This is a genomic window from Lysinibacillus sp. NPDC098008, assembly GCF_044760715.1.
In the GTDB taxonomy this organism is placed as follows: Bacteria; Bacillota; Bacilli; order Bacillales_A; family Planococcaceae; genus Lysinibacillus.
Genome location: NZ_JBIWBA010000028.1, coordinates 12,920 through 39,011, shown reverse-complemented (window position 1 = coordinate 39,011; position 26,092 = coordinate 12,920). Strand labels below are relative to the sequence as shown.

Here is a 26,092-nt window from a genome sequence, read left to right as displayed (position 1 = left end):
TCATTTTTCTCCGTTTCATATCTATTAAGAATAGTATACAGGAAAACGAAGAAAAAGAGTGTAAGTCTAAAAGTTAATCACCTTATATATAGATAATAGACAAGCAATAATTTTTTGATTTAATCATAATAAATTTCTCTTTTATATGTTACAATCACTTTATCTATATATTTACAAAAATGAAATTTTATATAAGGTATAATTTAGATTTATGGATAAAAATGAAGAAAGCCTACCTTGATATTTGAGGAGGAATTCATCTATAGTAATTGCTATCATATCTCCGCCAATAGCATATTTAATCATTGCTTTTAATCTGAAAAAATGAATACAAAAATAAGGAAAGATCGTTTTAGTTTGCTACTATTATGGCTGTAATTTGATCTTTAAGGTTTATACCAAGAAGTGCTATTGGAATTACATTTATCGTTATTTTATACGTAGCCTTTCTTTTTCTAACGATTTGGGTAATTTCTAAATCATTTAGAAAATAGCTTTAAAGAGGTTGTTTAATAATATGTAACCCTATTGAGGAGCGCTACTACTATAAGCTGCTGTTTCTTCTAAATTGGCTTTTCCATAGGAATATTTGTTTATTAAGATAGAAAAGCTATAAATATTTTTCAAGTAGCTTATATAAGGGTTTCTGTTCACAATAGAAGGATAATGCGATAAAGTTGATAATGCGAAATATTGATCAATAGGAGTTGAAAAAATGGTTGGACGCTATAAAGGGTTTTTAGCATTACTAACACTTGTCTTCCTTTTGGTAGGCTGTGGCACAACAGAAGATAAAAATAATGCGGATGATGCGGTGGATTATGCAACAAAGGTAAAGGAAAATCCGATTGTAACAATTACTATGAGCAATGATGAAAAAATTGTGATTGAACTAGAGCCTGCTACAGCACCGAATACTGTTGCAAATTTTATTTCTTTAGTGGAAAAGGGATTTTATGATGGGCTTATTTTTCATAGGGTAATTCCTGGCTTTATGATTCAGGGCGGTGATCCAGTAGGGAATGGTACGGGTGGTCCAGACTATTCGATTGATGGTGAGTTTTCAGCAAATGGTTTTGAAAATAATTTAAAGCATGAGCGTGGTGTTATTTCAATGGCTCGTTCACAGGACTTCAATTCTGCAGGCTCGCAATTTTTCATTATGGTAGAGCAGGAATCACAGCTCGATGGTCAGTATGCTGCTTTTGGGAAAGTGATTGAGGGCATGGAAACAGTTGATGCCATTGTTGCGGTTGAGCGAGATGGTGCGGATAAGCCATTAGAGGATCAGCAAATGAAAAAGGTAGAGGTTGATACAAAGGGCTTTGATTATCCAGCACCAAAAGTTCATAAATAATTAATTGCACAATAAGAGGCTAGGGCATAACTAAATTGCAGCTTCGAAAAGCCGAAGGATATTTTAGTAAATATCCTTCAATAAAAAGAGCAAACCGAACTATTAAGGAACACTGTACAATTGTTTCTTAAATAGTTCGGCTTTTTGATTGGCTAAAATACTTTTGTCCCAGCGTCTTATTTTTTAAGGTTTTATTGGCATGGAAATAAGCCATAAAAATCATCCTCTACAATTATTTGAATATCCTCACCAAGGCGGGTTAGTTGCTCTGCTTTGTGCTAATGCCTCGTCGTTTTTTGCCAAGAATAATGAAATCCGTTTTTGCTGTAACAGCTCCTTGCAATATTCCTCAATAGGCATTTACCTGTTTAGCAGCCTCTAAGCGGGTCATCGTGGAAAGAGCGCCTGTAAAGACAATATATTTATTGTAAAAAGGATGTTTGAACTACCCCCATCTAGTTATTGCAGCGGGCGTCTTCTGTCGGAAAACGATAAAATTTCCGGATGGGTCGGAAAGGAAAATAATATTTGAATTCGCCATATGAAAATATTGTACGGGAAATATGTATGGAAGTAGTTGAAATGATTAATAATTTGTAACAAAGCTTTTTATAAATTAATCTACAAAACTTTATATTTATGCTAAATTAAAAATAAAAGAGGTACATAAACGTGAATTCCCAATTGACTGCTGTTATTACTCTTAGCTGTATATCGGGTGTATTAAATTTGTATTTATGTTTGTATGTATTTCTCAAGCGCTATAACTATACAAAAATTGCTCAATTGTTTATTGGTTATACAGCTTTTATAGCATTGTATTGCTTTGCTAGTGCGTTTGGTATGACCGCCACAACATTAGAGGCAATAAAGTTTTGGACGGTTATTCAGTATATTGGAATAGCTATTTCAGCTCCACTAGGCTTATTGTTTATTATGCACTATGTAGGCTTTTATATTACAAAAATAAAAATAATAGCACTTCTTTTTATTCCCTTTATTAATTTAATAATGGTAGCTACAAATGATATCCACCATCTACATTATAGCGTATTCGAAATTGACCCTGTACTTGGGGCTCCTTATATTTATCAAGAGATTGGGATATGGTATATCATTCATGGTATATATACCTTTGCCTGTATGTTTGTAGCATTTCTATTGATCTTAACGTATTGGAAAGAAACAGTTAAAGCATACCGATGGCAATTAATTGCATTAATGTGTGGTCAGCTAATCTCAATGATGACAGGCTTTATCTATTTGATGGGCTTTACACCACAAGGAATTGACCCTGTTCCAATGGTTTTATGGGTTTCTTCGCTATTGTATTTATGGTCTATTCGCTCTTCTCGATTATTTAGAGTGATGCCAATTGCTAAAGATGCAATATTTCATAGTATGAACGATGGGGTTATAGTATTAGATCAATGCTATCGGCTAATTGAGTTTAATCGAGCATGTCAAAAAATGTTTCCTCAGCTATCAAAAATTATGTTTGGATTGGATTTTGAGCAAGTATGGTCTATTATATTTGGACAATCCACACCCTTTACATTGGAAACTACGGAATTTGAGCTGACTCATACTACTCGAACTTATCAAGTACGTATTACAACACTACAGCATGATAAAGGATTATTGTTAATTTTTACAGATATTACAGAGCTGAAAAATTTGCAAAAAATGCTAGAGCAGCAAGCTTATTATGATGAGCTAACGCAAATTTATAATCGTCGTGCATTTTTTCAGCAATGTAATCAAGCTTACCAAGAGGCGATGGAAACCGCAGCACCCTTTACAGTGATTTTAATTGATATTGATTATTTTAAAAAAGTAAATGATACGTATGGTCATGCCGTTGGCGATCAGGTGCTTGTACATGTTGTAAAGGTTTGTCAAAGACTAATCACAAAAGCAGCACTTTTTGCAAGGTATGGTGGTGAGGAATTTGTGCTTGCACTTAAGGGTGGTACGTTGGCAGAAGGAGAGGCTTTAGCACAGCAGCTTTGTCATAGTGTGGCCTCTCAGCCATTGCTAGTAGCTGAAGGTGTAATTACGACTACAATTAGCTGTGGTGTGGCGGAAGCCACAAATCGAGAGGAAACATTGTACCAGCTTTTAAATAAAGCAGATAAAGCCCTCTATTCAGCAAAACAAGCAGGACGCAATCAAGTATGTATATACCAAAAATAGAAGCTAAAATATACAAGGTCATTCATGTGATCCTGTATATTTTAGCTTTATTTATTACCAATTTGTATGGAAGATGCCTTCTTGGTCACGTCGTTCATAAGTGTGAGCACCAAAGTAATCACGTTGTGCCTGAAGTAAATTAGCATTAGATGTGCCAGTTCGGTAGCTATCGTAATAGGAAAGCGAAGCACTTAAACATGGTAAGGCAGTACCTGATAAAATGCCTTCAGAAACAATTTTTCTTAAGCCATGTTGATAATCCTTTGTTTTTTCTGCAAAGTATGGAGCAATCAATAAATTAGCAAGCGCAGGTTGATTTTCATAAGCCTCACTAATAACATTTAAAAACTCTGCACGGATAATACAGCCGCTACGGAAAATAAGCGCAATATCCTTTAATGGCAAGTTCCAGTTATAAAGCTCAGATGTCATTTTATATTGTGTAAACCCTTGTGCATAAGCACAAATTTTCCCCATATATAATGCTTGTCTTACAGATTCAATCCACATAGCTTTATCTGCGCCATGAAGATGGTTTTTGTTAGGGCCTGCTAAAATTGATTCCGCATGGACACGCTCGTCTTTTAACGCAGATACATAGCGAGCAAAGAGCGCCTCTGTAATAATGGATGTAGGAATACCGTTATCAATGGATTGCATGCTTGTCCATTTGCCAGTCCCCTTTTGACCAGCCTTATCGAGAATAACATCAATTAATGGTAAGCCTGTTATATCATCCTTTTTCCTTAAAATTTCAGCTGTAATTTCAATTAAGTAGCTTTTTAGCTCACCTTGATTCCATATTTCAAAAGTATCAGCAATTTCCTCAACTGATAAGCCTACATTTTCTCGCAAAAATGTATAGGCTTCTGCAATAAGCTGCATATCGGCATATTCAATCCCATTATGCACCATTTTCACAAAATGCCCTGCACCTTCGGGACCAATATATGTGCAGCAAGGTGTGCCATCGGCTTGTGCAGCAATTTTTGTTAAAATAGGAGCAGCTTTTTCATAAATATCCTTATCGCCACCAGGCATAATAGAAGGACCTGTTAACGCACCAACCTCTCCGCCTGAAATACCAATTCCTAAATATCCGATACCCTGTGCCTTTAGCTCACTATATCTACGCTCAGTATCTTTATAGTGAGAGTTCCCACCATCCATAATAATATCGCCTTTGTCAAGAAGAGGGACTAAAGATTGAATAACCGAATCAATCGCCTTGCCTGCTGTCACCATTAGAAATACTTTACGAGGTTTTTCTAATGATTGTACAAAGTCTTCTAACACATAATAAGGTGATAGTGCTTGACCTTCAACCTTTTCCAAAAGTTTATCTGTTAAATCCCTTGTATAATTATAGATCGATACATGTTCACCTTTATTGGCCATATTCAGAGCAAGATTACTACCCATAACGCCTAAACCAATAACGCCTATTGTATTTAACATTTTTTTCGCTCCTTTATTAGATGGTGATGATTGTTAGACAAATAAACTAAGTAATAAAATAAATCCTAAACCAGCTACAGATACAATTGTTTCGAGTAATGTCCATGTCGCAAAGGTTTCCTTCATGCTTAAGCCAAAATATTCTTTAAACATCCAGAAGCCTGCATCATTTACATGTGAGGCAATTAAGCTTCCCGCTCCTGTAGCAAGAACGACCAATGCAAGGTTAACATCGCTTTGACCTAGCATTGGAATAACAAGTCCTGCTGTTGTTAAAGCAGCAACTGTAGCAGACCCTAATGAAATACGTAAGATTGCTGCGATAATCCACGCAAGTAAAATAGGTGATAATGTAGTTCCATGGAATAGCTCAGCAACATAGTCACCAACGCCACCATTAATCAGCACTTGTTTGAAGGCGCCACCGCCACCAATAATTAAAAGCATCATCCCAATATGCAGGATAGCTGTTGTACAAGATTCCATTACTTCTTTAATTGGAATATTTCTTGCTATCCCCATTGTATAGACAGCTACTAATAGGGAAATTAACATAGCAGTACCAGCCTCACCAATAAAGCGAATGGCAGCTAATAGGGCATTATCATCAAAGCCAACTGTTTTTTGTAGCAATGTAATAATTGTTGCAATCGACATTAAAATAACAGGTAGTAGTGCAGTGAAAACACTAATACCAAAGCCAGGTGTTTCTTCTATTTTAAAAGTTTTTTGCTCACCTAAAGATTCAATATTCCCTTCCTTATTGAAGGATTCAGGCACTAGCTTTTTTGCCAATTTTGTAAAGAGCGGTCCAGCTAAAATAACGGTTGGGATGGCAATAATAAATCCGTAAAGCAATACTTCGCCAATATTCGCCCCAAATTCCCCAGCAATTACGGTAGGGCCGGGATGTGGCGGTAAAAATCCATGTGTAACAGATAATGCTGCTGTCATTGGAATACCGAGGTATAGAATGGAAACCTTTAATTCTCTTGAAATGGCAAAGACAATTGGAATTAATAATACAAGCCCTACTTCAAAGAACAGAGCGATACCGATAATAAATGATGCTGCTACAACTGCCCATTGGATATTCTTTTCCCCAAATTTATTGACAAGCGTCATGGCAATACGCTGTGCACCACCTGCATCAGCAATTAATCGACCTAGCATAGCACCTAGACCAAATATTAATGCCAAGTGACCAAGTGTTCCACCTAAGCCAGCTTCAATTGTTGGCACAATTTCTGTTAAAGGCATGCCAAGGGCTAAGGCTACACCAAATGATACAATGATTAACGAAATAAAAGTATTTAGCTTAAAGCCCATGATTAAAATTAGCAATGCAATAATTCCAATTCCGACAATAACTAATGGCATGTTATGTTCCTCCTTTGGAGCTTATTTATTTAAACTTCTTTGATAATTGGCAATAGCTGTATAGTCATCTGTTAATAGTCGTGATAGACGAATAAAAATAGGCAGTAGCTGTCTATATTCCTTTACAGCCTCTTCCTTTGGTGTATGTTTATACGTATCACCAATCATATCCGCAACGATGTCAAAGGAATCAATTTTTCCAGTAGCATATAAACCTAAGATACAAGCGCCTAAGCAGGAGCTTTCGTAGCTTTCAGGCACGACTACATCTGATTCAAAGATATCTGCCATCATTTGTCGCCAAATTTCAGAGCGAGAGAAGCCACCTGTTGCTTGAATACGAGTAACAGGGCTTTCCATACATTCAAGTAAAGCTAAATAAACTGTATATAAATTGTAAATAACCCCTTCAAGTGCAGCTCGAATCATATGCTCTTTTTTATGGGACATTGTTAAGCCAAAAAATGAACCGCGTACATCTGGATTCCATAAAGGTGCCCGTTCGCCTGATAAATATGGATGGAATAGTAATCCATCAGCACCAGGTCTGACACGTTCGGCAATTTTCGTTAATACTTCGTATGGATCAATGCCCAATCTTTTAGCTGTTTCAATTTCAGAAGAAGCAAATTCATCTCGAATCCAGCGGAAAATCATACCGCCATTGTTGACAGGTCCGCCAATAACCCAATGATTCTCTGTTAAGGCATAGCAGAAAATTCTACCTTTCACATCTGTTTTAGGCTTATCAATAATTGTACGAATCGCACCGCTTGTCCCAATTGTGACAGCGATTTCGCCTTCTTTAATGGCATTGACACCTAAATTCGACAGGACGCCATCACTTGCACCAATGATAAAAGGTGTTTGAGGGTTAATGCCAATTTGCTTTGCTAGCTTAGCATTGCAGTTAGTAAATTGCGTAGTTGTTGGCACAAGCGTTGATAATTGCTCCTTTGTAATGCCTGCAACTGTTAATGCTTCCTCATCCCAAGCTAATGTATGAAGATTCATCATGCCCATAGCTGAAGCTAATGAATAATCGACCACATATTGATCGAAAAGCTTTTTAAAAACATATTCTTTAATGCCAATGTATTTTTGCGTTTTACTAGCTATTTCAGGATGTTCATTGACAAGCCATGTAATTTTACTTAATGGTGACATTGGATGAATAGGTGTACCCGTTCTTTTATAAATTTCATGACCATTCCAGTCATCTTTGATTTTATGTGCCCAAGCTTCACTACGATTATCTGCCCATGTAATAACAGGCGTTAATGGCTGATCGTCTTCATCTATGGCAATAACATTATGCATAGCACTACTAAAGGAAATAAATAATAGCGGTTTATCCGAATGCTTTTTCGTAATATTGGCGATGGCTTGTAGTACAGCTTGGAAAATTTCATCTGGATTTTGCTCAGCTGTGGAAATATCAGGTGTATGAAGCGGATACCCGATATTCTCGTGTTGAATCACTTCGCCTTGTTCACTGAATAGTACGGCTTTTGTGCTTGTAGTACCAATATCGACACCTAACATATAGCTAGTCATCTTGTGCTTCAACTCCTTTGGATAGCATTTGTGATCTCCATAAATCTTCTACCTTCCCTTGGACATCGTCAAAATTTTCGTGTAGGGATTTAATCATAAGCTTTCTATCCTTTGATTTGATGGCATCAATGTATAATTCATGGTTTTTAATAATGCGATTAAAATCCTCATATTTTTCTTTAAAGCGCATACGCATTGATAGCAGAATAAAGCCTTCCATTACTGGCTTTAAGTTATTCCAAATCATTGTGATATAAGAGTGCCCAATGGAGCGAATAATGGCTTCATGGAACATAACATCCTGATAAGAAAACTCATCAGCGTCGTTATATTTTATGGCAACCTTCATCATTTCTAAAATTTTACTAAGTTCCGTGGCTAGGTTAGTTGTATCCATTTTAATAAGACGTTCAAACACAAATGTTTCAATCAATAAACGAACATCATAAATTTCTTCAATTTCCTTTTCTGATAAGCCTAGTACAACAGCGCCTGTTTTTTCTAAACGGATGATGTTTTCAGATGACAATGTTCTTAAGGCTTCACGAATAGGTGAGCGGCTTACCTCAAAATCAGCAGCCAATTTATTTTCAGAAAGAATGGTACCGCTTTCAATTATGCCTGCAATAATACGCATTCTCAGTTCGTAAGCTACACGATCACCAGTTGAAGCCTTAGAAAGCCATTTTTGTGGATATAAAAACTCCTTAGATTCGCTCATAATACCACCTTTTTTTATTTTAAGTATACTTGTATACAAGTATTATAGACGGAAAGAAAATAAGATTGCAAGAGTCTTAAAATTTATTTTCAAACTTATGGTAATCAAAATAAAGAGAAACTCAACAATATACTTACCCTAAATAGTGATTTTTTATGTCTAAAAAGGAGGAGAGAATAAAATTTTATGATTCATAAAATTTTATAGTGGTGGACAAACTTTAATATGAAAAGTTGATATGAGCTTTTCAAATAATCGATGGAGGATGGTTATGTCAAATATGAAGACAAATCGTAACAGTGCAAAAGTCAATGGGACGAGAAGTGCAAGCAAAAGCAACCGCCATCAGAAGCTTCAGCAGGAGGAGTTTGGCTCTGAATTTGAGCTTGATAGTGCTTTAGCACAAGTAAACAACTTTGCTGAAAGCCGAGGGAAAACAGGTACTCAACAGCCTGTAAGCGAGCGAACAGCATGGCACTAATTTATATTTGACAGCTATTCAGCACATTGAGAAGAAGGACTAAGGTTTATGCCTTAGTTCCTTTTTATAACCTGGGAAATAATGTGTTATGTTCCTCATGTTATATTTTTTGAATACTTTCTAGAGCATTTAACTTATTTAAGAAGGGAAGAGAAATAAATGGCTAAACACTCAGATACAAGCTGGAAGCAGGATCATCCAAGTACATTGTTTAGTAATTCTGTACAAAAAGCAGATCGTTTGTTAAAGCATGCAAAATCACATCCAGAGGAGATAGCGATAGAGCATGCCTTCAATCAAATTGAACATGCAGAAAATGCACGTTTCAACGCAGAGCAATATGGTGAACATTTGGATACAGTGCAACAAAATAAAGAATACCTAGCACAGATTAAGCAGCAGCTACATGAAATGAAGGAAAACATAACACGATAGTAAAAAGGAAAAAGACTTAAGCTCAAGTTGATGGGCTTAAGTCTTTTTAGTGCCACTATATAGCAGAAAATAAATAAGCATTACTATTTTGCCTAAATCTCATCTATACTTAATATGTTTACTATAAAGTTAGAGGAGTGGAATCTATTGAAATGGATTTCTAAAAATAAAAAAACATTTATATTTTTAATAATTGTTGTGGTCATTATTGCTGGTGTGCTTGATATTCTATATAAAGGGCTATTTTATCAGCTATTGATGAAGCTATTGTAAATATATTGGAAAGGGGCGTACTTGCTATATGTGAAGTGCGACTTTTTGTTTTGAGAATGGATAGTCTACAATATTGCTTCCAAACAATATTTTTATGTTATTATATAGATATAACAACATAAAGAGTTGGTTTATATGAAAATGTCAACTATTTTGATGCTGCTAATTTTATAACAGTGAAATTACCTATAAAATAATAGTAGTTTTTTTGCTTGAATTATGAATAGAAAGGCTCGAAAAAAACGGATAAATCTCATATAAATAGTTGATATTTTATTCTTGAATTAATTGTGATAAACTGCAATAAGGTAATAATTGATACAGAAATGGTGTGCTCGAAGGTTACTCCACGGCTTACTGTACTTCTAAGCAGGAGAGCTTACATCCTTTCTGCAAATCTTAATATATAAGGAAGGTAAAAATGAGTAACAGACAAATTAAATCAGATGTTATCTTAATTGGTGCCGGAATCATGAGTGCAACTTTGGGAACATTACTCAAAGAATTAGCACCAGATTGGAAAATTACAGTATTCGAAAAGCTAGAGAAGGCAGGAGAAGAAAGTTCTCACGAGTTGAACAATGCGGGAACTGGACATGCTGCACTATGTGAGCTGAACTATACTTCTGAGAAAAAAGACGGAACTATCGATATCAAAAAAGCAATTAACGTAAATGAGCAGTTCCAAGTTTCAAAGCAATTCTGGTCGTATCTTGTAAACAATCAGCTAATTGCTAATCCACAAGACTTCATTATGCCTTTACCACATATGAGCTTAGTACAAGGGAAAGAAAATGTTGAGTTTCTAAAAAAACGTTATGAAACAATGACGAAAAATCCATTATTTGAGGGAATGGAATTTTCTGATGATCCTACAACACTAAAAAAATGGATTCCATTGATTATGGAGAATCGTTCAGCAGATGAAGCTATTGCTGCAACAAAAATCGATGCGGGTACAGATGTTAACTTTGGTTCTTTAACACGTATGTTATTTGATCATTTAAAAACACAAGATGTCGATATTAACTACAATCATAGTGTTGAAAGCTTAAAACAAAATAGTGATGGTTCATGGGAAGTACATGTTCACGATTTAGATGGTTGTAAAATGGAATACCATACAGCGAAATTTGTTTTCCTTGGCGCTGGCGGAGGAAGCCTTGAATTACTACAAAAATCAGGTATTCCTGAAGGAAAACATATCGGTGGATTCCCTATTAGTGGTCTATTCTTAGCATGTAAAAATCAGGAAGTTGCTGAGCAACATCATGCAAAAGTATACGGAAAAGCAAAAGTTGGTGCGCCACCAATGTCTGTTCCACATCTTGATACACGTTATATTGATAATAAAAAATCATTATTATTTGGACCATTTGCAGGCTTCTCACCAAAGTTCTTAAAAACAGGTTCAAATATGGATTTATTCGCTTCTGTAAAGCCGCATAATATTACAACATTACTAGCAGCAGGCGTTAAAGAAATGGCTTTAACAAAATATTTAATCCAGCAGCTTATGCTATCAAAAGAGCAACGTATGGATGAATTACGTGAATTTATTCCAAATGCAAAAAGTGATGATTGGGATATTATTGTAGCTGGTCAACGTGTACAAGTTATTAAAGATACAGAAGCTGGCGGTAAAGGAACACTTCAATTCGGTACAGAAGTTGTAAGTGCTGCTGATGGCTCAATTGCAGCGTTACTAGGAGCTTCACCAGGTGCGTCTACGGCTGTACATGTTATGCTTGAGGTTATTAATAAATGCTTCCCACAACAAATGAAAGAATGGGAGCCAAAAATTAAAGAAATGATTCCATCTTACGGTTTATCTTTAGCAGAAAACCCAGAGCTTTTAAAAGAAGTTAATGAAACAACAGATAAAGCACTTCAGTTAAAATAAAGGTAACTTATGTAAGCGTTTCTAAATGGAGCCTTCAATCATCTCAAGATTGGGGGTTCCATTTTTATTTGGCGAAAATAGCATATATCATTATATATTAAAATATTTTGTAATATATACCGTCCATTTTTAAAAAATATACAACTCTTAATACAAAAGAGCAGGTACACAATAAATATACATAGCTTGCAATGGTGACCCGTAAGATAAATTGTCTTTTTTTCCAAAAAAGGAACAATCAAAACATAATCATTTTAAGAATGATAGAGGCTACATTGTAGTATAGCCTATAACTATTATTTAGAGAAAGTATTGTGCAGAGGCATTGATTTAAATCAAGAGAGTTATTTAATTGACTAAATTACTTGCAAGCAGTATGTTTTCTATACTATTTGTAAATGTAGGAAAGGGGTTATTTATTCAATGATTAAGCTACAAGATATTGGAACGTTTCATCAGCTACCAGAACTTGCAATGTATATCTATAAAGGTGATATTTCTGCTTTACAGCATGCACTGAATAATGGCTGGAATATTGAAGAGGCTATTTCATTAAGTAAGCACATATCATTAAGCCCATTAGACTTAGCATTAATTTCACAACAATTTGATGTAGTAAAATTATTAGTAGCGCATAATGTAAATTTAAATGTTGAAAAGAATCCCGCTTTCTTAAAGGCTGTTCGATATTGTAGGGAGAAGATAGTTCGTTATGTTGTTGAGCATGGGGCAAAGCTAGATGGAGATAATCAGGTCGGCTCTGGGGCTTATTCGCAAGCGTATTATGGCAATAAAAAAAATATCCCGCTTATTCACGAGCTTGGGCTTGATATTCGGCAGCACGGTGGAGCATTATTGCGTCAGGCTGTATCAAATTATGATATGAAAATAGTTTCATATTTACTTGATCATGGGGTAAATATTAATTATCAACGGCCAGATAGGGTCTATCCGTATGGCGCTACACCGTTAACCGTTGCTACACGTATGGGTAATTTGACTATGGTAAAATATTTGGTTGAGCGGGGTGCGGATATTACTTTAGTAGAGAAAGACGGGGAAAGAGCTTATACGATTGCAGTAAGTATGAAAAATAAAGAGTTGGCTGACTATTTGAAGGCATTAGAACCAACAGCACTTCATCATTTAGAAAATAAAAAGTATCAGCTGAAAAAGTATCAATTACCAGATGCACTAATTGATTTTTTAACAGGAGATCAATTGCGGCTTGAGCTTCCGTCAAATGATTATAATATTCATTATATCGATTTTTTTACACTAATAGATACAATTGAAATCAAGCTTGGTCGTCAAAAGCTACTGCGTCTTTCGGCAAATATTGATAACTATTCTGATATTCAAATAGTATGGAACCCAAAGGGACAAGTAGGGTGCTATGATATTGAGCATAAGGAATATGCAAATTTATGCAGCTTTCAAGAGTTCCTTACTGAGCCGGAAAAATATCTTATTCAATTTCTTGAAGGGGAAATTGAGAAATGTTGATGAAATTGAGGATAAAGCAGTGCTACCACTTATAAAATGTGTAATAATGCTAGCCAATAGTTTATATTTAATGGGTTTTTCCTATTTTATGACGGATGGGAGGGTTATATAAAATAGACTGGGATTTGTCTATTTAGGCCTCTCTCTTCCAATAGTTGCTATAAATTTATTATTTCCATATACGTATATTGCTCAAATAGTAGTGCTAGCTTTTTTATATTTCCATCTGGTTATAGGGAGTATCATATTAGCTACTTTACCAATTGGCAGTGTGTTTGCTGTTATTGGCTCAGTGAGGCTATTAGTAAAGGTTTTGTTATTCTTCTATTTACCAAATCTTATACTAGTAGTTGTGAATATAAAATTATTAAAAGTATAAGCTCCTTCGTTCAAAAAGGAGCTTCTTGACATGCTAGCTATAAGGCGAATAAGAGTCTACTACCTCAAATTTCAGTTGCCCATTGACTGTTTTATATTTTACGTCGATGACTTCACCTTTTTGGAATGAAGGGATGTGTACGATAGGAATGGCGGTCTTGATAATCGTATTTGTCATTTCTCCATTTGGTAGAGTAACAGTTAAATCTAGTACTACTTTCGGATGATTGCCAATCATGGCATTTGTATGTTCAATAGCGTTAACCACAGCTTTGGCAGGCGTACCCTCATCCAAGATTTCCTTTTGCTGTTGAAACACTTGCTTACTTGCGTTGATCTGTTTTACAACACTGGTAATAATGAATGCACCAGAAATAAGAGAACAAATGACGAGGATTATAATGATATAGGTCAATGTCACTCACCTCACTATTATTGTTTAAACAAAGTCAAAGGAATTGTATGTTTATTAGTCTAAATTAATAATATTGTGAAGTCCAACCATTTGATACCATTCTTATATATGATATATTTTCCTTTTATATACATAAAAATACATACTTAAAGGCCACCATAGTGTAACGAAAATAGGGTAAATTGCCCAAATAATAGTTGGCGAAGAAACGATATTTACAATAATAAAAAAGATACTAATTAATAATGTAGCTGTAACAGAGAAAGCTACAAAAGTTTTCCGTTGGGCATGATATAAAGCTAAAGGCCACCATAACACTAAAAATGCAGGATAAATAGCCCAAGGGTACTGAGGAGAAATAATTATATTTAATAAAGAATAATAGATAATCGTGGATATGCAGCCAATTAGCGCAACTTGTAATGTTTTAGCTTTTTCACCTAAGTACATAAGAATAGGCCACCAAATAATTGGGTAAATGGCATAAACAAACCATAAATGTTGAGGCGCATCTAAATAATTTTCTACAATAAGAAATGCAATTATCATCATACTACAAACGAGTGAATATTGTTTGTACATTTTTTTTACCATAAAAATTAATGTAATTGGCCATAGCAATAGTAATAAGCAAGGGTAAATAAACCACAACGTTTGAGGAGAAGTTATGTAATTGACAATGCCTAAAAAAATAATAGTCATTAAACTTCCTGCTAGTGAAAAGTTAATAAAGTTTTTCATAGTTATTCACTCCATTTCTTGCGTGACCATACGAAATACATTGATAGCGGCCACCAAAGGATTGCGAAAATTGGATAAATCGCCCAAATTGTATGTGGTGTGTAATAAAGATTTATAAAAATAAAAAATGCAATAATTAAAATACTGCCCCAAACAGAAAACTCTAAATTTAATTTTGCCATACTTTTTTTAGCAGGCTCTCTCACACCAAGCTCCTTTTTTAAATCCTCCATATCGCCAAATTCTACAATAGCTTTATTAATGGCATCCTCTTGCTCTTTTCCTTGCTCCATCAAATAAAATACTTTTTCCTCAAGGTTTTCAATGATTTCTTGTTTCACCATTTCGGTTTCATTGTTATGCGGAATATCCTTAAAAAGCTCATCAATATGGTTTTTTATTCTTTTCATTCTAAGTCCTCCATAAATAAGTCGATAATTTCTTTTACTTCCGACCACTCTTTTACTAATTCACTTAAATAGGCTTTACCTAGTGGAGTAATGCGATAATACTTTCTTTTGCCACCATGCGAAACATCTCCATAATAGGCTTCAATAATTTCTCTTTTTTCAAGACGTTGGAACACAGCATACAATGTCGCTTCTTTAATTTGAAAACGATTGTTTGTACGAAGACTTATTTCCTGAGAAATTTCATAGCCATAGCGATCCCTTTCCGAAATTAGTCGTAAAATAATCGCATCCAAATGTCCTCGGATAATATCACTTCGAACCATAAGTCACCTACTTTAGTTTATTGCTCTATCTGTCAGAGTAATATTAGCAAATATTACTCTATCTGTCAAAGTAATTTATTTTGTAGCAGTAACAGAAATCAACACACCTGTTTTATCGTTTTCCGACAGAAGACTCCCACTTCAAGGAGTGTTAGCGAGTAAGTGGGAGTCTTCTGTCGGCTAGGTATAAGCCTAAAAATTATCTCGTTTTTTGTGCTATGATAGAATCAGTCTTATCTAAAAGAAAGGCTGGTATTTCAATGAAATTAGATAGTAATAATCATTCAGTGTTCTTGATGTATTACCATCTTATATTAGTTGTTAAATACCGTAAAAAAGTCTTTGATAACGAAATATCTGACTATGCAAAAGATATGTTTGTCAAGTTAGGAAAGAAATACAATATATCATTAGTTGAATGGATGACCATATTCACGTTCTATTCAAATGATGAAAAAGGACTTTACACAAGTAAGAAAAAAATGATGGAAAGAAATGTTTTGGTCAAGAAGTTTTTGTCTATTAACTACGGGTGGTTCTCCCATCAACGTAGTTAAAAAGTATATCGAAAATCAAGGTCTAAAGTGAGGTGAAAAGCAATGTTGGTAAACAAGGCATACAAATTCCGTATCTATCCAAACAAAGAGCAAGAAATCTTCATCACAAAGGCGATTGGCTGTTCTCGTTTTGTGTTCAACCATTTTTTAGCAAAATGGAACGACATGTACAAAGAAACAGGCAAAGGATTATCTTACCATTTATTTTCTGCTGAATTAACGCAATTAAAAAAAGAATTCGTATGGTTGAAAGAAGTAGACAGCATTGCGCTTCAATCCGCCCTTAAAAACCTTGCGGATTCTTATGCAAGATTCTTCAAAAAACAGAACAAAGCACCACGTTTCAAGTCTAAAAAAGTAAAGTACAATCTTACACAACGAAATATACGAACGGCAATATAGCGATTGTAGGAAACAAAATCAAGTTGCCCAAACTTGGATTCGTCAAGTTTGCAAAAAGTCGTGAGGTTGAAGGGCGTATACTTAACGCGACAATCAGACGCAATTCAAGTGGTAAATACTTTGTATCCATTCTTGCTGAAACAGACGTGCAGCCAGTAGAAAAAACAGGTTCTTCTGTCGGTGTCGATGTAGGACTCAAAGATTTTGCGATTCTTTCTACAGGGCAACGATTCGGCAACCCTAAATGGTTTCGCACATTAGAAGAAAAGTTAGTAGAAGAACAGCGTATTCTGTCTAGGCGACAGGAAGTAGCATTCAAACGAAAATGTAAGCTAGATGAAGCGAAAAACTATCAAAAGCAAAACGTAAAGTAGCACGTATTCATGAAAAAATAGCGCATGCAAAAACAGACTATTTGCAAAAAATCTCAACTGAAATCATCAAAAACCACGATGTCATCGGTATCGAAGATTTGCAAGTGTCCAATATGCTAAAAAACCACAAGTTAGCGAAAGCAATCAGTGAAGCAGCATGGTCACAATTTAGAACGGTGCTTGAGTACAAAGCAAAATGGTACGGCAAACAAGTAGTGACTGTATCCAAAACATTTGCTTCAAGCCAATTGTGTTCATCTTGTGGTTACAAAAACAAAGACGTTAAGCATCTAAACCTTCGTGAATGGAATTGTCCTGCTTGTGAAATACATCATGACAGAGATATGAACGCAAGTATAAACCTAAAAAATGAAGCAATAAGGCTTCTAACCGTAGGGACTACGGGGATAGCCTAATCCATAACTAGCGGTTACGCTGGTGTTCTTAGGAATCTCCCACTTCAAGGAGCGTTAGCGAGTAAGTGGGGGTAGTTCAATTGATTGTATGTTAGTAATAAGAAGTAGAATGAAAAGGTAAAGGTAGGAAAACCAAATGTTGAATAGGCTAAAACTAGGAATACGCTCCAAAATTACATTAGGTTATATCGTTATAATTCTTTGTCTGCTTGCAGCCGTTATTATATTAAATCATCAAATTACCTCTTTGCAGGAGGAAAGAAATTATATTATTGAATATGATTCAAAGGTTCAAGCGCTTACGAATAATATCGAAAAATATGTATTAGATATGGAATCCAGTCAGCGAGCTTTTATTATTACAGGTGATCCAAGCTATCTTGAGCCTTATGATAATGCAGCAGAAAGTTGGAAATTGGATATTAATAATCTGTATTTACAAATAAAAGGTAGGCCAACTCAAAAGGAAAAATTACAAGAAATAGAAGAAACAATTGAACATTGGATTGAACATTCAGGTAATCCAACGATTCAATTTACAAAGGATAATGATACAGCAGCATTAAATGAATTTTTTAAAGTGGATAATGGGCGTCAGGATATTGAAAAAATGCGTAAGCTATTTGACTCCTTCCGTTCTACTGAAAATGTCTATACACAAACAAAAGCTCATCAATTAGATAAGCAAAATAGTCAGTTAACGGTCGGCTTATTTGGTATTTTAATAGCTATTTCTGCGATCTCTATTCTTATCGCAAGTGGAATTTCTCGCTCGATTGTGAAAACTATCGCAGAGGTCACGCAAACAATTCAAGAAATTGCCGCAACAAAGGGAAACTTCAAAAGACGTATTCATGTAAAGACGAATGATGAAGTGAAGAGTCTTGCAGATGCAACAAATATACTTTTAGAGTCCGTTGAAAAACGAGAATGGCTTCAAACAAATGTTGCAGATATTGTGAAGAAATATCAAGGTATTTCAGCACTTACAGGATTGGCTGAAACCTTTCTATCAGAGGTAGCACAAAAAACAGAGGCCGCTCTTGGTGCATTATATATCCGAGAGGAAGTGGAGGATCAAGTACAGTTTATGAAAAAAGCTGCTTTTGCTGATGGGGGGCATAGTGTTGGTATAAACAGCTTCAAACTGGGACAGGGATTAATTGGTCAATGTGCGTTAGAAAAAAAGATATTATTTTATGATACTATTCCGCAAGACTACCGTGTCATTCAAACAGGATTAGTAGAAGTAAAGCCTCAAAATATTTTGCTTGTCCCAATTATTTTTGAAAATGAAGCAATTGCTGTTGTTGAATTAGCTACAATGACGAGCTTTAATCATTTGCAGCAGGAATTAGTGAAGCAAGTTATCGAAACTTTTGGCTTAACGATTAATAGTGTTTTAGGACGCATGGAAATTGTTCGTTTATTAAATGAATCAAGAGCAATGACTGAGGAGTTACAGGTTCAATCAGAGGAGCTTCAAACACAATCTGAGGAATTACAAATGCAGACGGAAGAGCTCACAATGATTAATGAACAGCTTGAGGAACGAACAAAAGAAGCAGAATCCAAGTCAAGAGAGCTAGAAAAGGCGAAGACGGAATTAGAAAAAACTGCAGAACAGCTTATTGTAAATTCCAATTATAAATCTGAATTTTTAGCAAATATGTCGCATGAATTACGAACACCTTTAAACAGCATTTTGATTTTATCAGAAATGTTGGCAGAAAATAGTCAAAACAATTTAACAGATGAGGAAGCAGAATTTGCAAGAGTTATTCATTCTTCTGGTGAGGATTTGCTGGCATTAATCAATGATATATTAGATTTATCAAAGGTTGAGGCAGGTAAGCTTGATATTATTTTTAATGAGGTAAATATGAATGAGATACCTGCACAGATGGAGCATACATTTGCACCTGTTGCAATGAAGAAAAACCTAGCTTTCCATATTACAAAGGCAGATAATGTGGTGGATGTGTTCCATACAGATGAAAAACGATTCCATCAAATATTAAAAAATCTATTATCAAACGCGTTTAAATTTACCGAGAGTGGTTCTGTTACATTAGCGATTCAGCAGCTTACACAGCAACAGCTAACAAGCAATATGCAAGAGATTAGTAATGATTGGCTAGAAATTACTGTGTCTGATACGGGCATCGGTATTTCTAAAGATAAGCACCAGCTTATTTTTGAATCATTCCAGCAGGCTGATGGAGCCACTGTTCGGAAATATGGAGGCACGGGGCTTGGCTTATCGATTTGTAAGGAGTTTGCCAAATTACTTGGTGGCTGGATTACACTTCAAAGTGAAGAGGGACAGGGCAGTAGCTTTACAGTAACGCTTCCAAGCCTACCAAATGGAATCGAGGAGGAGCAGTGTCAGCAGCTTGCGATGAATGAGGTTGTAGCTACAGCAAAGCAGGCTGACATAATAGCGGAACAGCCATTAGCAAACGAAGAAATAGCCCAGCATGAGATAGAGGTTTTTCAAGGGAAAAATATTTTAATTGTGGATGATGATCATCGCAATATTTATGCACTGAAAACAACGCTTGAAAAAAGAGGCATGAATATTCTTATTGCAAAAGATGGGCTTGAGTGTATAGAAATGGTACAGACTAACCATCATATTGACTTGATTCTTATGGATATTATGATGCCAAATATGGATGGCTATGAAGCAATGTCGATTATTCGACAGCAAATGAAACAAACAGATTTGCCAATTATCGCCTTGACAGCAAAGGCAATGAAAAATGATCGTGATAAAGCATTAGAGGCTGGCGCATCCGATTATATTAGTAAGCCATTAAATTTAGAGCAATTACTATCGGTATTAAGAGTATGGCTAGTATCGAAGGGGAGTTTATAAGCATGGAGCAATTTCAGCCTTTAGAGCATGCAAAGAGCTTAAATAAGCAAACAAATTTAGAAATTGATTTGTTACTGGAGGCTATCTATCGTTTATCAGGCTTTGATTTTCGACAATATAATCGTTCATCCATTTCGCGAAGAATCCATAATAGGATGAGAATTAATAATATCCCAACGATTTCCCGTGTACAGGAGCAGGCTATTTATGATACAGCATTTTTAGAGCAGCTATTAAATGATTTTTCAATAAATGTAACGGAAATGTTTCGCAACCCTAGCTTTTTTAAAGCCTTTCGAGAGAAGGTTATTCCAGCCTTACGACAATATCCTGAAATCCGTATATGGCATGCTGGTTGTGCAACAGGTGAGGAAGTATACTCAATGGCTATTTTGCTGCAAGAAGAAGGGCTGATGGAAAGGGCAGTAATGTATGCAACGGATATGAATGAGCAGGTTTTAGAAAAGGCGAAGAAAGGTGCTTTCCCCATTCAGAAAATGCAGGCATATACAAAAAACTATATGCTTGCTGGGGGAACGCATGCTTTTTCTGAATACTATAAAACAGATTATCAATATGCCTATTTTCATCCAGCATTATTGAAAAATATTATTTTTGCTCAGCATAATTTAGTTACAGATCAATCATTTAATGAGTTTCATGTTATTTTATGTCGAAATGTATTAATTTATTTTTCACCACAGCTACAAAGCCATGTGCATCATTTATTTGCTGAAAGCCTAAGCGATAAAGGGTTTTTATGTTTAGGTGATAAAGAAGCATTGCCATTTGAAGGAGTTACTTCAAAGTATATAGAGCTTGCATCCAATGAAAGAATTTATCAAAAAATCCACTTTGCTAATAGGTAAGCAAAGTGGATTTTTCCAAAAGTACATGATTGGAATGAAAATCAATCCCCTGATTTGCAGCTATTTAAGAAGTAGCTTGAATCATTAATACACACATATCATCAGGCTGATTTTCTTGTTGTTCCTGTGGTAATAAATTATCAATTAAGCTTTGTGAATAATTCCATTTAGAGGATGCGAGCGCTTGCAAATGTTTTTCAGCCTCTATTTCACATGGTCCCATTGCTTCTAACACGCCATCTGTAAACAAGACAATTTGAATATCCTGCTCATATTGAATATATTGCTTTGTTACTTCAATTTCATCAAAAAAGCCAACTGCACAGCTACCTTGATTTAATGGAATACATGTTTTTTCATCAATCAGTGCATATCCAGCAGGATGACCAGCATTTATGTATTCGACTGTTTTTTGTTTTGTATCAATCACTAAATAAATAGCTGTGAAATAATAAAGCTGATGTTCCTTGCCATCTTGTAAAAGGGTCATATAACGATTTAAGTCCTTAATGACAAGCTCTGGGTCATTTAATTGTTTCACAGCCTCCCTTAATACCGAGGAAATAAACATACAAACAAGCGCTGCAGATATACCGTGTCCCATCATATCTAATAAAATAATAGCATACCGATGGTCATCTATTTTATGCCAATAATACATATCTCCTGCTAAATTAGAGCATGGCAAATATGAAACTTCTATACGAATATCCTTTTCATCTAATGGAGGACTAAGTAAGCTTCTTTGTACATGTGTAGCTAAATCTAATTCATAGGTGATCTTCTTTTCATGTTGTTTATGCCAATCTAGCTCTGTTTTTAAACGTAGAGCCACACGAATTCTAGCAAGCAGCTCCGTTTTGTTAATCGGTTTTGTAATATAATCTACACCACCAATATCCAGTGCTTCAGCAAGCTTGTTTTTATCCTCAAGTGCAGTCACAAATATAATGGGAATGTCTTTGAACTTTTCATGTTGCTTAATGCGTCTGCAGGCTTCAATTCCGTCTATTTCTGGCATCATAATATCTAATAAAATTAAATCTACTGTATTTTGTGCATCTAAATGTAAATAATCGAATAACTCATAAGCAGATGCCAAAGAAACACAGTTTGTATAGCCTGCGTTTTTTAATATTTTTTCAATGACAAATAAATTAACCTGATTGTCATCTACTAGAAGAATGGTCATAGTTATTTCCCCTTACTCTAATTGAATTGGCATGCATATCAATGACTATTAATTCTATTATTATACAAAACATTAGTGAGTAAAGGTATTTTGATGATCGAAAAGTATAGAGGAAATTAACTTTTTGCTTTTTTAAATCCTTGGAAAATATCAAATGCATTGGCTAAAACAGCAATAATGATACTAATCAGCAAAATTTTGTCTATCACAAAAGCAACCTTTGCTGAGGTAGTTTCTGTAATAACCGCAATATAAGGAAGAGCGGCACTATGCAGGATATCTGGATGAATAACTATTAGGATAAAAACAATAGTTGCGATACTTTGAAGCACTGCATGAATAATGGCAATTAGCATTGTCCATTGACCTAAACGCCATTTTAAAAATAGTAGGGCAAGGCTTACGATAATACAAAATAACACGCTTGGAGCGAATAAAAGCAAGGTGCCTTGATTAAAGACGGGCATGACAAATTTTAAGCTACCGTCCTCATTCGTTGTATAAATACCTAAAAGACGATTGGCATTCCAATAAACATAGGAAAAAATAGCGATACCTACAAGACTAAACATAGTATCACTGCGAGGAATGGCCTTTTCCTGAGAAATTGTTTTTATGCTTACTAAATCATCAGGTGTCCATTGCTTACTGTTTGTCATAAAAGGTAATGAAATTTTATCGTAGCCGAATCGATCTATCACAATAAAAATAATTGTAGCCCAAAGGAGTACATGAAATAGCACAGAAAAAATAGCGACAATCGTCATGGCAATTGCTGAAATGATTGTAGAAAGGAGTGCCTCTCCTCCTGAAGAAAGTATAACTCTATTTGTTATTTGCACAATGATTGTCATAACAATTGCCCATGGCAGAACGAATGTCAATGTTCTTATATACTGATCGTAAACATTTGAATGAATAACAAAACGGGGTGTATCGCGATAGCTTGCAGCAACCTCTACAGGGCTCCCAAGCCTTTTCAGTGCTCCCTTAAGGTCTGATTCTGAATACTCCTGTGGCAGCATATCTTTAATGGTAGCCTTTAGCTTGAGTTTTACTTCTTCACGTTTATCTTTATGCAGCCTTTTAGCTACCTCATCAATATAAATATCCATTAAATTCATTGATGGATTCCTCCTCAATCATTATGTTTCAAGCTTATTCTAGTGCAGTGGGATATAAAAATTAATATGAAATACTTATGAGCAATATGCAGCAAAGGGGAAAGAGCGAGGGTTAGAAAAGAGCAGGGTTTTTTAGCATTTATAACAACCATTGTAGCAGTATTTCAGGGGAAAATGGATGGGGCTTATTAACGATCTGTTGCTGAGTTAGGCTGGGTAGGGCTTGTTGCGGTTGATTTATTATATAAAAAAGAACGCATCCAACATTTCTATTTTTTAGCAAAAAACATTCACTTCATAGTCCTGTATCCTTTTTGGGTGGGTGAAAAGTAAAGTGAACGTAATTTTTGCTAAATAATTTGTTAGTATATGAAACCTCTCATGCTTTAAAGGAAAATGGCCATTTCATTTTAGGCGATGGCTAATGCTCTTTTTTTGTAAAAATTGATGAACGAAGCGGTCTTTCCAGTGGTGTAATATTAATAATAAAATAACTAATAATCAGTATAAGAATAATCAATGAGTAAATTAAAGTGTTTAGAGGGTGGGCGTGCTCAACAATAATTAATCGAATCATTGCTGTAATACCAATGTAAATAAAATAACGAAGCGGGAAATGGTAATTCTCTTTAAAATATTTAATAATCATTGTGATAAATTCAAAGTATAAAAAGAAAATAAGAATATTGGCAAGGAATAGCTTATAATCGCCACCTTCCTTAGAAAATAGTAATATTTTAAGAAACTCAATCAGCTCTTTAAATAGCAAAAAGGATAGAATGAGTGCTAATAGTACAAGGCACACATTCAAAAATAGCTGTAGCGATTTAGGAATCGCCTGTATAAGCTGTGAATAAGTTGAGCTTTTTTGCTGCATACAATTCCTCCAATTCATGTTAAAAATGATTAGTGCTAATCATATCATATGGCTGAATAGCATTGCATTATGATATGAATATAACAATTTATCGTAAAGCTTTATTTTATTTTTTGTAAAGTTTTGGTATATTTTTATGAAAGAAAGTTTTCAAAATAATTTACCAGTATGCTAAAATAGATGTGCATGAATATAAAATTTAAAAGGGGTTTTTAAAATGGCAAAAGCTGCAAAAACTGATGCGAAAATTACACCAGAACGTTTAGAAGAAGCATTAGATGTTCGTGACCGTCTGATTATTGAATTACTTGTACAAGTGCTTGATGAAAAACTAGTAATTGAGCGTCCTGTATTACGTGAGCGTCTAGGAAATCTTGTGGACCTTTCTAAGCATGATGCAGAGTTAAAGGAAACACTTCACGCAGTTATTAATAAACTGTAAGAACAATGAAGAAGGTTATACGCAAATTCATAAGTATTTCATAAGACATGATATAAACCACCTCTAAAATGGGTATGTAATAAATACATACAACATCATTTTAGAGGTGGTTTTTTAGGCTATCCCTGTGTCGCAAATGGAAGTATCTATCTGTTGTTGATAATTTAGATGTAATGACATGTGAGCAAAGGGGAGGATGATATTTAAGTGTTTAAATTAAAATCAATTTTAGTTAAGGTCAATGTTTTAGTTAGTGGTTTTTTGCAATATTAATTTCTTATTTTTTTGCAGAAGGGGCAATAGGTGACGCTAATGCTTTAACATTAGAATTCTTTTTAATCTTACCAATATGGGCTATTGGGACACTATTGATGTGGAGATTCATTGACAAAGAAAAGTTAGAAAATGCTTCTTATTTTAAAATTATAGTGAGTAACTTATTACTTTGGTTAACGATCCCCATTGGCTTTATGCTTGCACATCAATTTATATAATACAGTCTGAAACCTGCTATTATACAAGCAGGTTTTTGTCATTTAAAGCATTGAAAAATTTAAAATTGCCTGTATTCCTTACCAGTCGAGTCCTCATAGCTTAGTGCCTTTAATAACCAAGGTTGTTAGGCTGACCGTTTCATCAAATAGTTATCCTTTTTTATATTCCACAGGTTTCACATCTATTTGATCCACGATAAACTCATTCTTTGTATTATCAAATGCATATGTAATGATAAAATCAACTACATATGTTGGAGTTGCGGATATTGCCACTGATCCTATAAGGTTTAATTTTATCTTTTGATGTTCTAAAAAATAAATGGTTGTACCCCCGAAAGCAAGCTCATTCTGCTTTAACTTTAAATCTGGCTGTGGATCGAAACCTAAATCAGCAAAATCAAAGTCCAAATTATGCTCTGTTCCTTGCACCTTCGCTGTAATACCTAATGTATTAGCATCTTTTTTCACAACATTTGACTTTATATAGTTCTCAGTAATCTCCTTATAATCAGGAACCTTTATTTCATGTAAATCCTCATCCACAACATGAATATCAAATATATCTAGCTCGGTCCCTCTACCTGTATTAATGATAACAACAGCCTCTTCTCCACCATCTTCTGTTACATCTGTATAAAACACTTGAGGGTCTGTCCCCGTATTACCAGGGTTTTCCCAATTAAAATTCTTCACTTTTCCATTCACATCAAGCTTTATATCATTTGCTTCTTCATATAGTTTCACTTTTTTATCCTCAGAAGTCCCAATTAATTTTGCATCTTTTGTATCCTGTTGTGTTGCTGATACCTCATTAGAATCCTGCTTTTGTATATTATCTGAACCACATCCTGAAAGCATAACAGCACTTAACAATAATATCGCACCAAATTCCTTTTTCAATTTCAAATTGCCCCTTTCCAAATT

The 26,092-nt window shown here is 34.9% G+C and carries 22 protein-coding genes and 2 pseudogenes; 12 read left to right on the top strand and 12 right to left on the bottom strand.

The window, feature by feature from the left end; translation table 11 throughout:
* Positions 1 to 715 precede the first annotated feature (715 nt).
* Complete coding sequence (locus tag ACIQVU_RS18045; protein ID WP_340808423.1) at positions 716 to 1,357, top strand: peptidylprolyl isomerase; 642 nt, start codon at positions 716 to 718, stop codon at positions 1,355 to 1,357.
* A gap of 672 nt (positions 1,358 to 2,029) precedes the next feature.
* Positions 2,030 to 3,553: a histidine kinase N-terminal 7TM domain-containing diguanylate cyclase gene (locus ACIQVU_RS18040; RefSeq protein ID WP_402896593.1), complete on the top strand. Its 1,524-nt coding sequence runs from the start codon at positions 2,030 to 2,032 to the stop codon at positions 3,551 to 3,553.
* A 54-nt stretch (positions 3,554 to 3,607) separates the two neighbouring features.
* Here the strand turns inward: ACIQVU_RS18040 and gnd are convergent, their stop codons facing one another.
* The 4 genes from gnd to ACIQVU_RS18020 are packed head-to-tail and all read right to left on the bottom strand — an operon-like array spanning position 3,608 to position 8,669.
* A complete protein-coding gene (gene gnd, locus ACIQVU_RS18035; RefSeq protein ID WP_340808421.1) occupies positions 3,608 to 5,011 on the bottom strand; it encodes a decarboxylating NADP(+)-dependent phosphogluconate dehydrogenase in 1,404 nt (467 codons plus the stop codon).
* Between the two features lie 33 nt (positions 5,012 to 5,044).
* Entirely contained in the window at positions 5,045 to 6,391 is a 1,347-nt protein-coding gene (locus ACIQVU_RS18030; RefSeq protein WP_340808420.1) for a GntP family permease, read from the bottom strand.
* Positions 6,392 to 6,412: 21 nt separating this feature from the next.
* Complete coding sequence (gene gntK, locus ACIQVU_RS18025; RefSeq protein WP_402896590.1) at positions 6,413 to 7,948, bottom strand: gluconokinase; 1,536 nt, start codon at positions 7,946 to 7,948, stop codon at positions 6,413 to 6,415.
* The gene (locus tag ACIQVU_RS18020; protein WP_340808418.1) at positions 7,941 to 8,669 is read right to left on the bottom strand and encodes a GntR family transcriptional regulator; all 729 of its coding nucleotides are present in this window, start codon (positions 8,667 to 8,669) and stop codon (positions 7,941 to 7,943) included. Before ACIQVU_RS18020 ends, gntK begins: the two co-directional genes overlap by 8 nt.
* A gap of 271 nt (positions 8,670 to 8,940) precedes the next feature.
* Between ACIQVU_RS18020 and ACIQVU_RS18015 the strand changes: the two genes are divergently transcribed.
* From ACIQVU_RS18015 to ACIQVU_RS17995, 5 genes are all read left to right on the top strand, one after another.
* Positions 8,941 to 9,150, top strand: a complete 210-nt coding sequence (locus ACIQVU_RS18015; RefSeq protein WP_340808417.1) for a hypothetical protein — start codon at positions 8,941 to 8,943, stop codon at positions 9,148 to 9,150.
* Between the two features lie 159 nt (positions 9,151 to 9,309).
* Complete coding sequence (locus ACIQVU_RS18010) at positions 9,310 to 9,585, top strand: hypothetical protein (protein ID WP_340808416.1); 276 nt, start codon at positions 9,310 to 9,312, stop codon at positions 9,583 to 9,585.
* Positions 9,586 to 9,732: 147 nt separating this feature from the next.
* The gene (locus tag ACIQVU_RS18005; RefSeq protein WP_340808415.1) at positions 9,733 to 9,858 is read left to right on the top strand and encodes a hypothetical protein; all 126 of its coding nucleotides are present in this window, start codon (positions 9,733 to 9,735) and stop codon (positions 9,856 to 9,858) included.
* A gap of 421 nt (positions 9,859 to 10,279) precedes the next feature.
* A complete protein-coding gene (locus tag ACIQVU_RS18000; protein WP_340808414.1) occupies positions 10,280 to 11,761 on the top strand; it encodes a malate:quinone oxidoreductase in 1,482 nt (493 codons plus the stop codon).
* Positions 11,762 to 12,184: 423 nt separating this feature from the next.
* Complete coding sequence (locus tag ACIQVU_RS17995) at positions 12,185 to 13,267, top strand: ankyrin repeat domain-containing protein (RefSeq protein WP_340808413.1); 1,083 nt, start codon at positions 12,185 to 12,187, stop codon at positions 13,265 to 13,267.
* A gap of 412 nt (positions 13,268 to 13,679) precedes the next feature.
* Here ACIQVU_RS17995 and ACIQVU_RS17990 read toward each other — a convergent pair whose 3' ends face one another.
* From ACIQVU_RS17990 to ACIQVU_RS17975, 4 genes are all read right to left on the bottom strand, one after another.
* Positions 13,680 to 14,060, bottom strand: coding sequence for a hypothetical protein (locus ACIQVU_RS17990; protein WP_340808412.1), 381 nt, complete (start codon positions 14,058 to 14,060; stop codon positions 13,680 to 13,682).
* Between the two features lie 102 nt (positions 14,061 to 14,162).
* Positions 14,163 to 14,801: a hypothetical protein gene (locus ACIQVU_RS17985; protein WP_340808411.1), complete on the bottom strand. Its 639-nt coding sequence runs from the start codon at positions 14,799 to 14,801 to the stop codon at positions 14,163 to 14,165.
* A gap of 2 nt (positions 14,802 to 14,803) precedes the next feature.
* The gene (locus ACIQVU_RS17980) at positions 14,804 to 15,211 is read right to left on the bottom strand and encodes a permease prefix domain 1-containing protein (protein ID WP_340808410.1); all 408 of its coding nucleotides are present in this window, start codon (positions 15,209 to 15,211) and stop codon (positions 14,804 to 14,806) included.
* A complete protein-coding gene (locus tag ACIQVU_RS17975) occupies positions 15,208 to 15,537 on the bottom strand; it encodes a PadR family transcriptional regulator (RefSeq protein WP_340808409.1) in 330 nt (109 codons plus the stop codon). Before ACIQVU_RS17975 ends, ACIQVU_RS17980 begins: the two co-directional genes overlap by 4 nt.
* 260 nt (positions 15,538 to 15,797) lie before the next feature.
* Here ACIQVU_RS17975 and ACIQVU_RS17970 point away from each other — a divergent pair.
* The 4 genes and pseudogenes from ACIQVU_RS17970 to ACIQVU_RS17955 all read left to right on the top strand — a co-directional run bounded on the left by ACIQVU_RS17970 (position 15,798) and on the right by ACIQVU_RS17955 (position 21,036).
* Positions 15,798 to 16,125: pseudogene (locus ACIQVU_RS17970) on the top strand (transposase).
* Positions 16,126 to 16,136: 11 nt separating this feature from the next.
* Positions 16,137 to 17,286, top strand: a pseudogene (tnpB, locus tag ACIQVU_RS17965) (IS200/IS605 family element RNA-guided endonuclease TnpB).
* Between the two features lie 136 nt (positions 17,287 to 17,422).
* The gene (locus ACIQVU_RS17960) at positions 17,423 to 20,167 is read left to right on the top strand and encodes an ATP-binding protein (RefSeq protein WP_340808408.1); all 2,745 of its coding nucleotides are present in this window, start codon (positions 17,423 to 17,425) and stop codon (positions 20,165 to 20,167) included.
* Between the two features lie 2 nt (positions 20,168 to 20,169).
* Positions 20,170 to 21,036: a CheR family methyltransferase gene (locus ACIQVU_RS17955; protein WP_340808407.1), complete on the top strand. Its 867-nt coding sequence runs from the start codon at positions 20,170 to 20,172 to the stop codon at positions 21,034 to 21,036.
* Between the two features lie 64 nt (positions 21,037 to 21,100).
* Here ACIQVU_RS17955 and ACIQVU_RS17950 read toward each other — a convergent pair whose 3' ends face one another.
* From ACIQVU_RS17950 to psiE, 3 genes are all read right to left on the bottom strand, one after another.
* Positions 21,101 to 22,228: a SpoIIE family protein phosphatase gene (locus tag ACIQVU_RS17950; protein ID WP_340808406.1), complete on the bottom strand. Its 1,128-nt coding sequence runs from the start codon at positions 22,226 to 22,228 to the stop codon at positions 21,101 to 21,103.
* A gap of 116 nt (positions 22,229 to 22,344) precedes the next feature.
* Positions 22,345 to 23,352: a hypothetical protein gene (locus ACIQVU_RS17945; protein WP_340808405.1), complete on the bottom strand. Its 1,008-nt coding sequence runs from the start codon at positions 23,350 to 23,352 to the stop codon at positions 22,345 to 22,347.
* A gap of 421 nt (positions 23,353 to 23,773) precedes the next feature.
* The gene (gene psiE, locus ACIQVU_RS17940) at positions 23,774 to 24,229 is read right to left on the bottom strand and encodes a phosphate-starvation-inducible protein PsiE (RefSeq protein WP_340808404.1); all 456 of its coding nucleotides are present in this window, start codon (positions 24,227 to 24,229) and stop codon (positions 23,774 to 23,776) included.
* A gap of 217 nt (positions 24,230 to 24,446) precedes the next feature.
* Between psiE and ACIQVU_RS17935 the strand changes: the two genes are divergently transcribed.
* Positions 24,447 to 24,671: a phosphate-starvation-inducible protein PsiE gene (locus ACIQVU_RS17935; RefSeq protein WP_340808403.1), complete on the top strand. Its 225-nt coding sequence runs from the start codon at positions 24,447 to 24,449 to the stop codon at positions 24,669 to 24,671.
* 644 nt (positions 24,672 to 25,315) lie between these two features.
* Here the strand turns inward: ACIQVU_RS17935 and ACIQVU_RS17930 are convergent.
* A complete protein-coding gene (locus tag ACIQVU_RS17930; RefSeq protein ID WP_340808402.1) occupies positions 25,316 to 26,068 on the bottom strand; it encodes a hypothetical protein in 753 nt (250 codons plus the stop codon).
* Positions 26,069 to 26,092 lie beyond the last annotated feature (24 nt).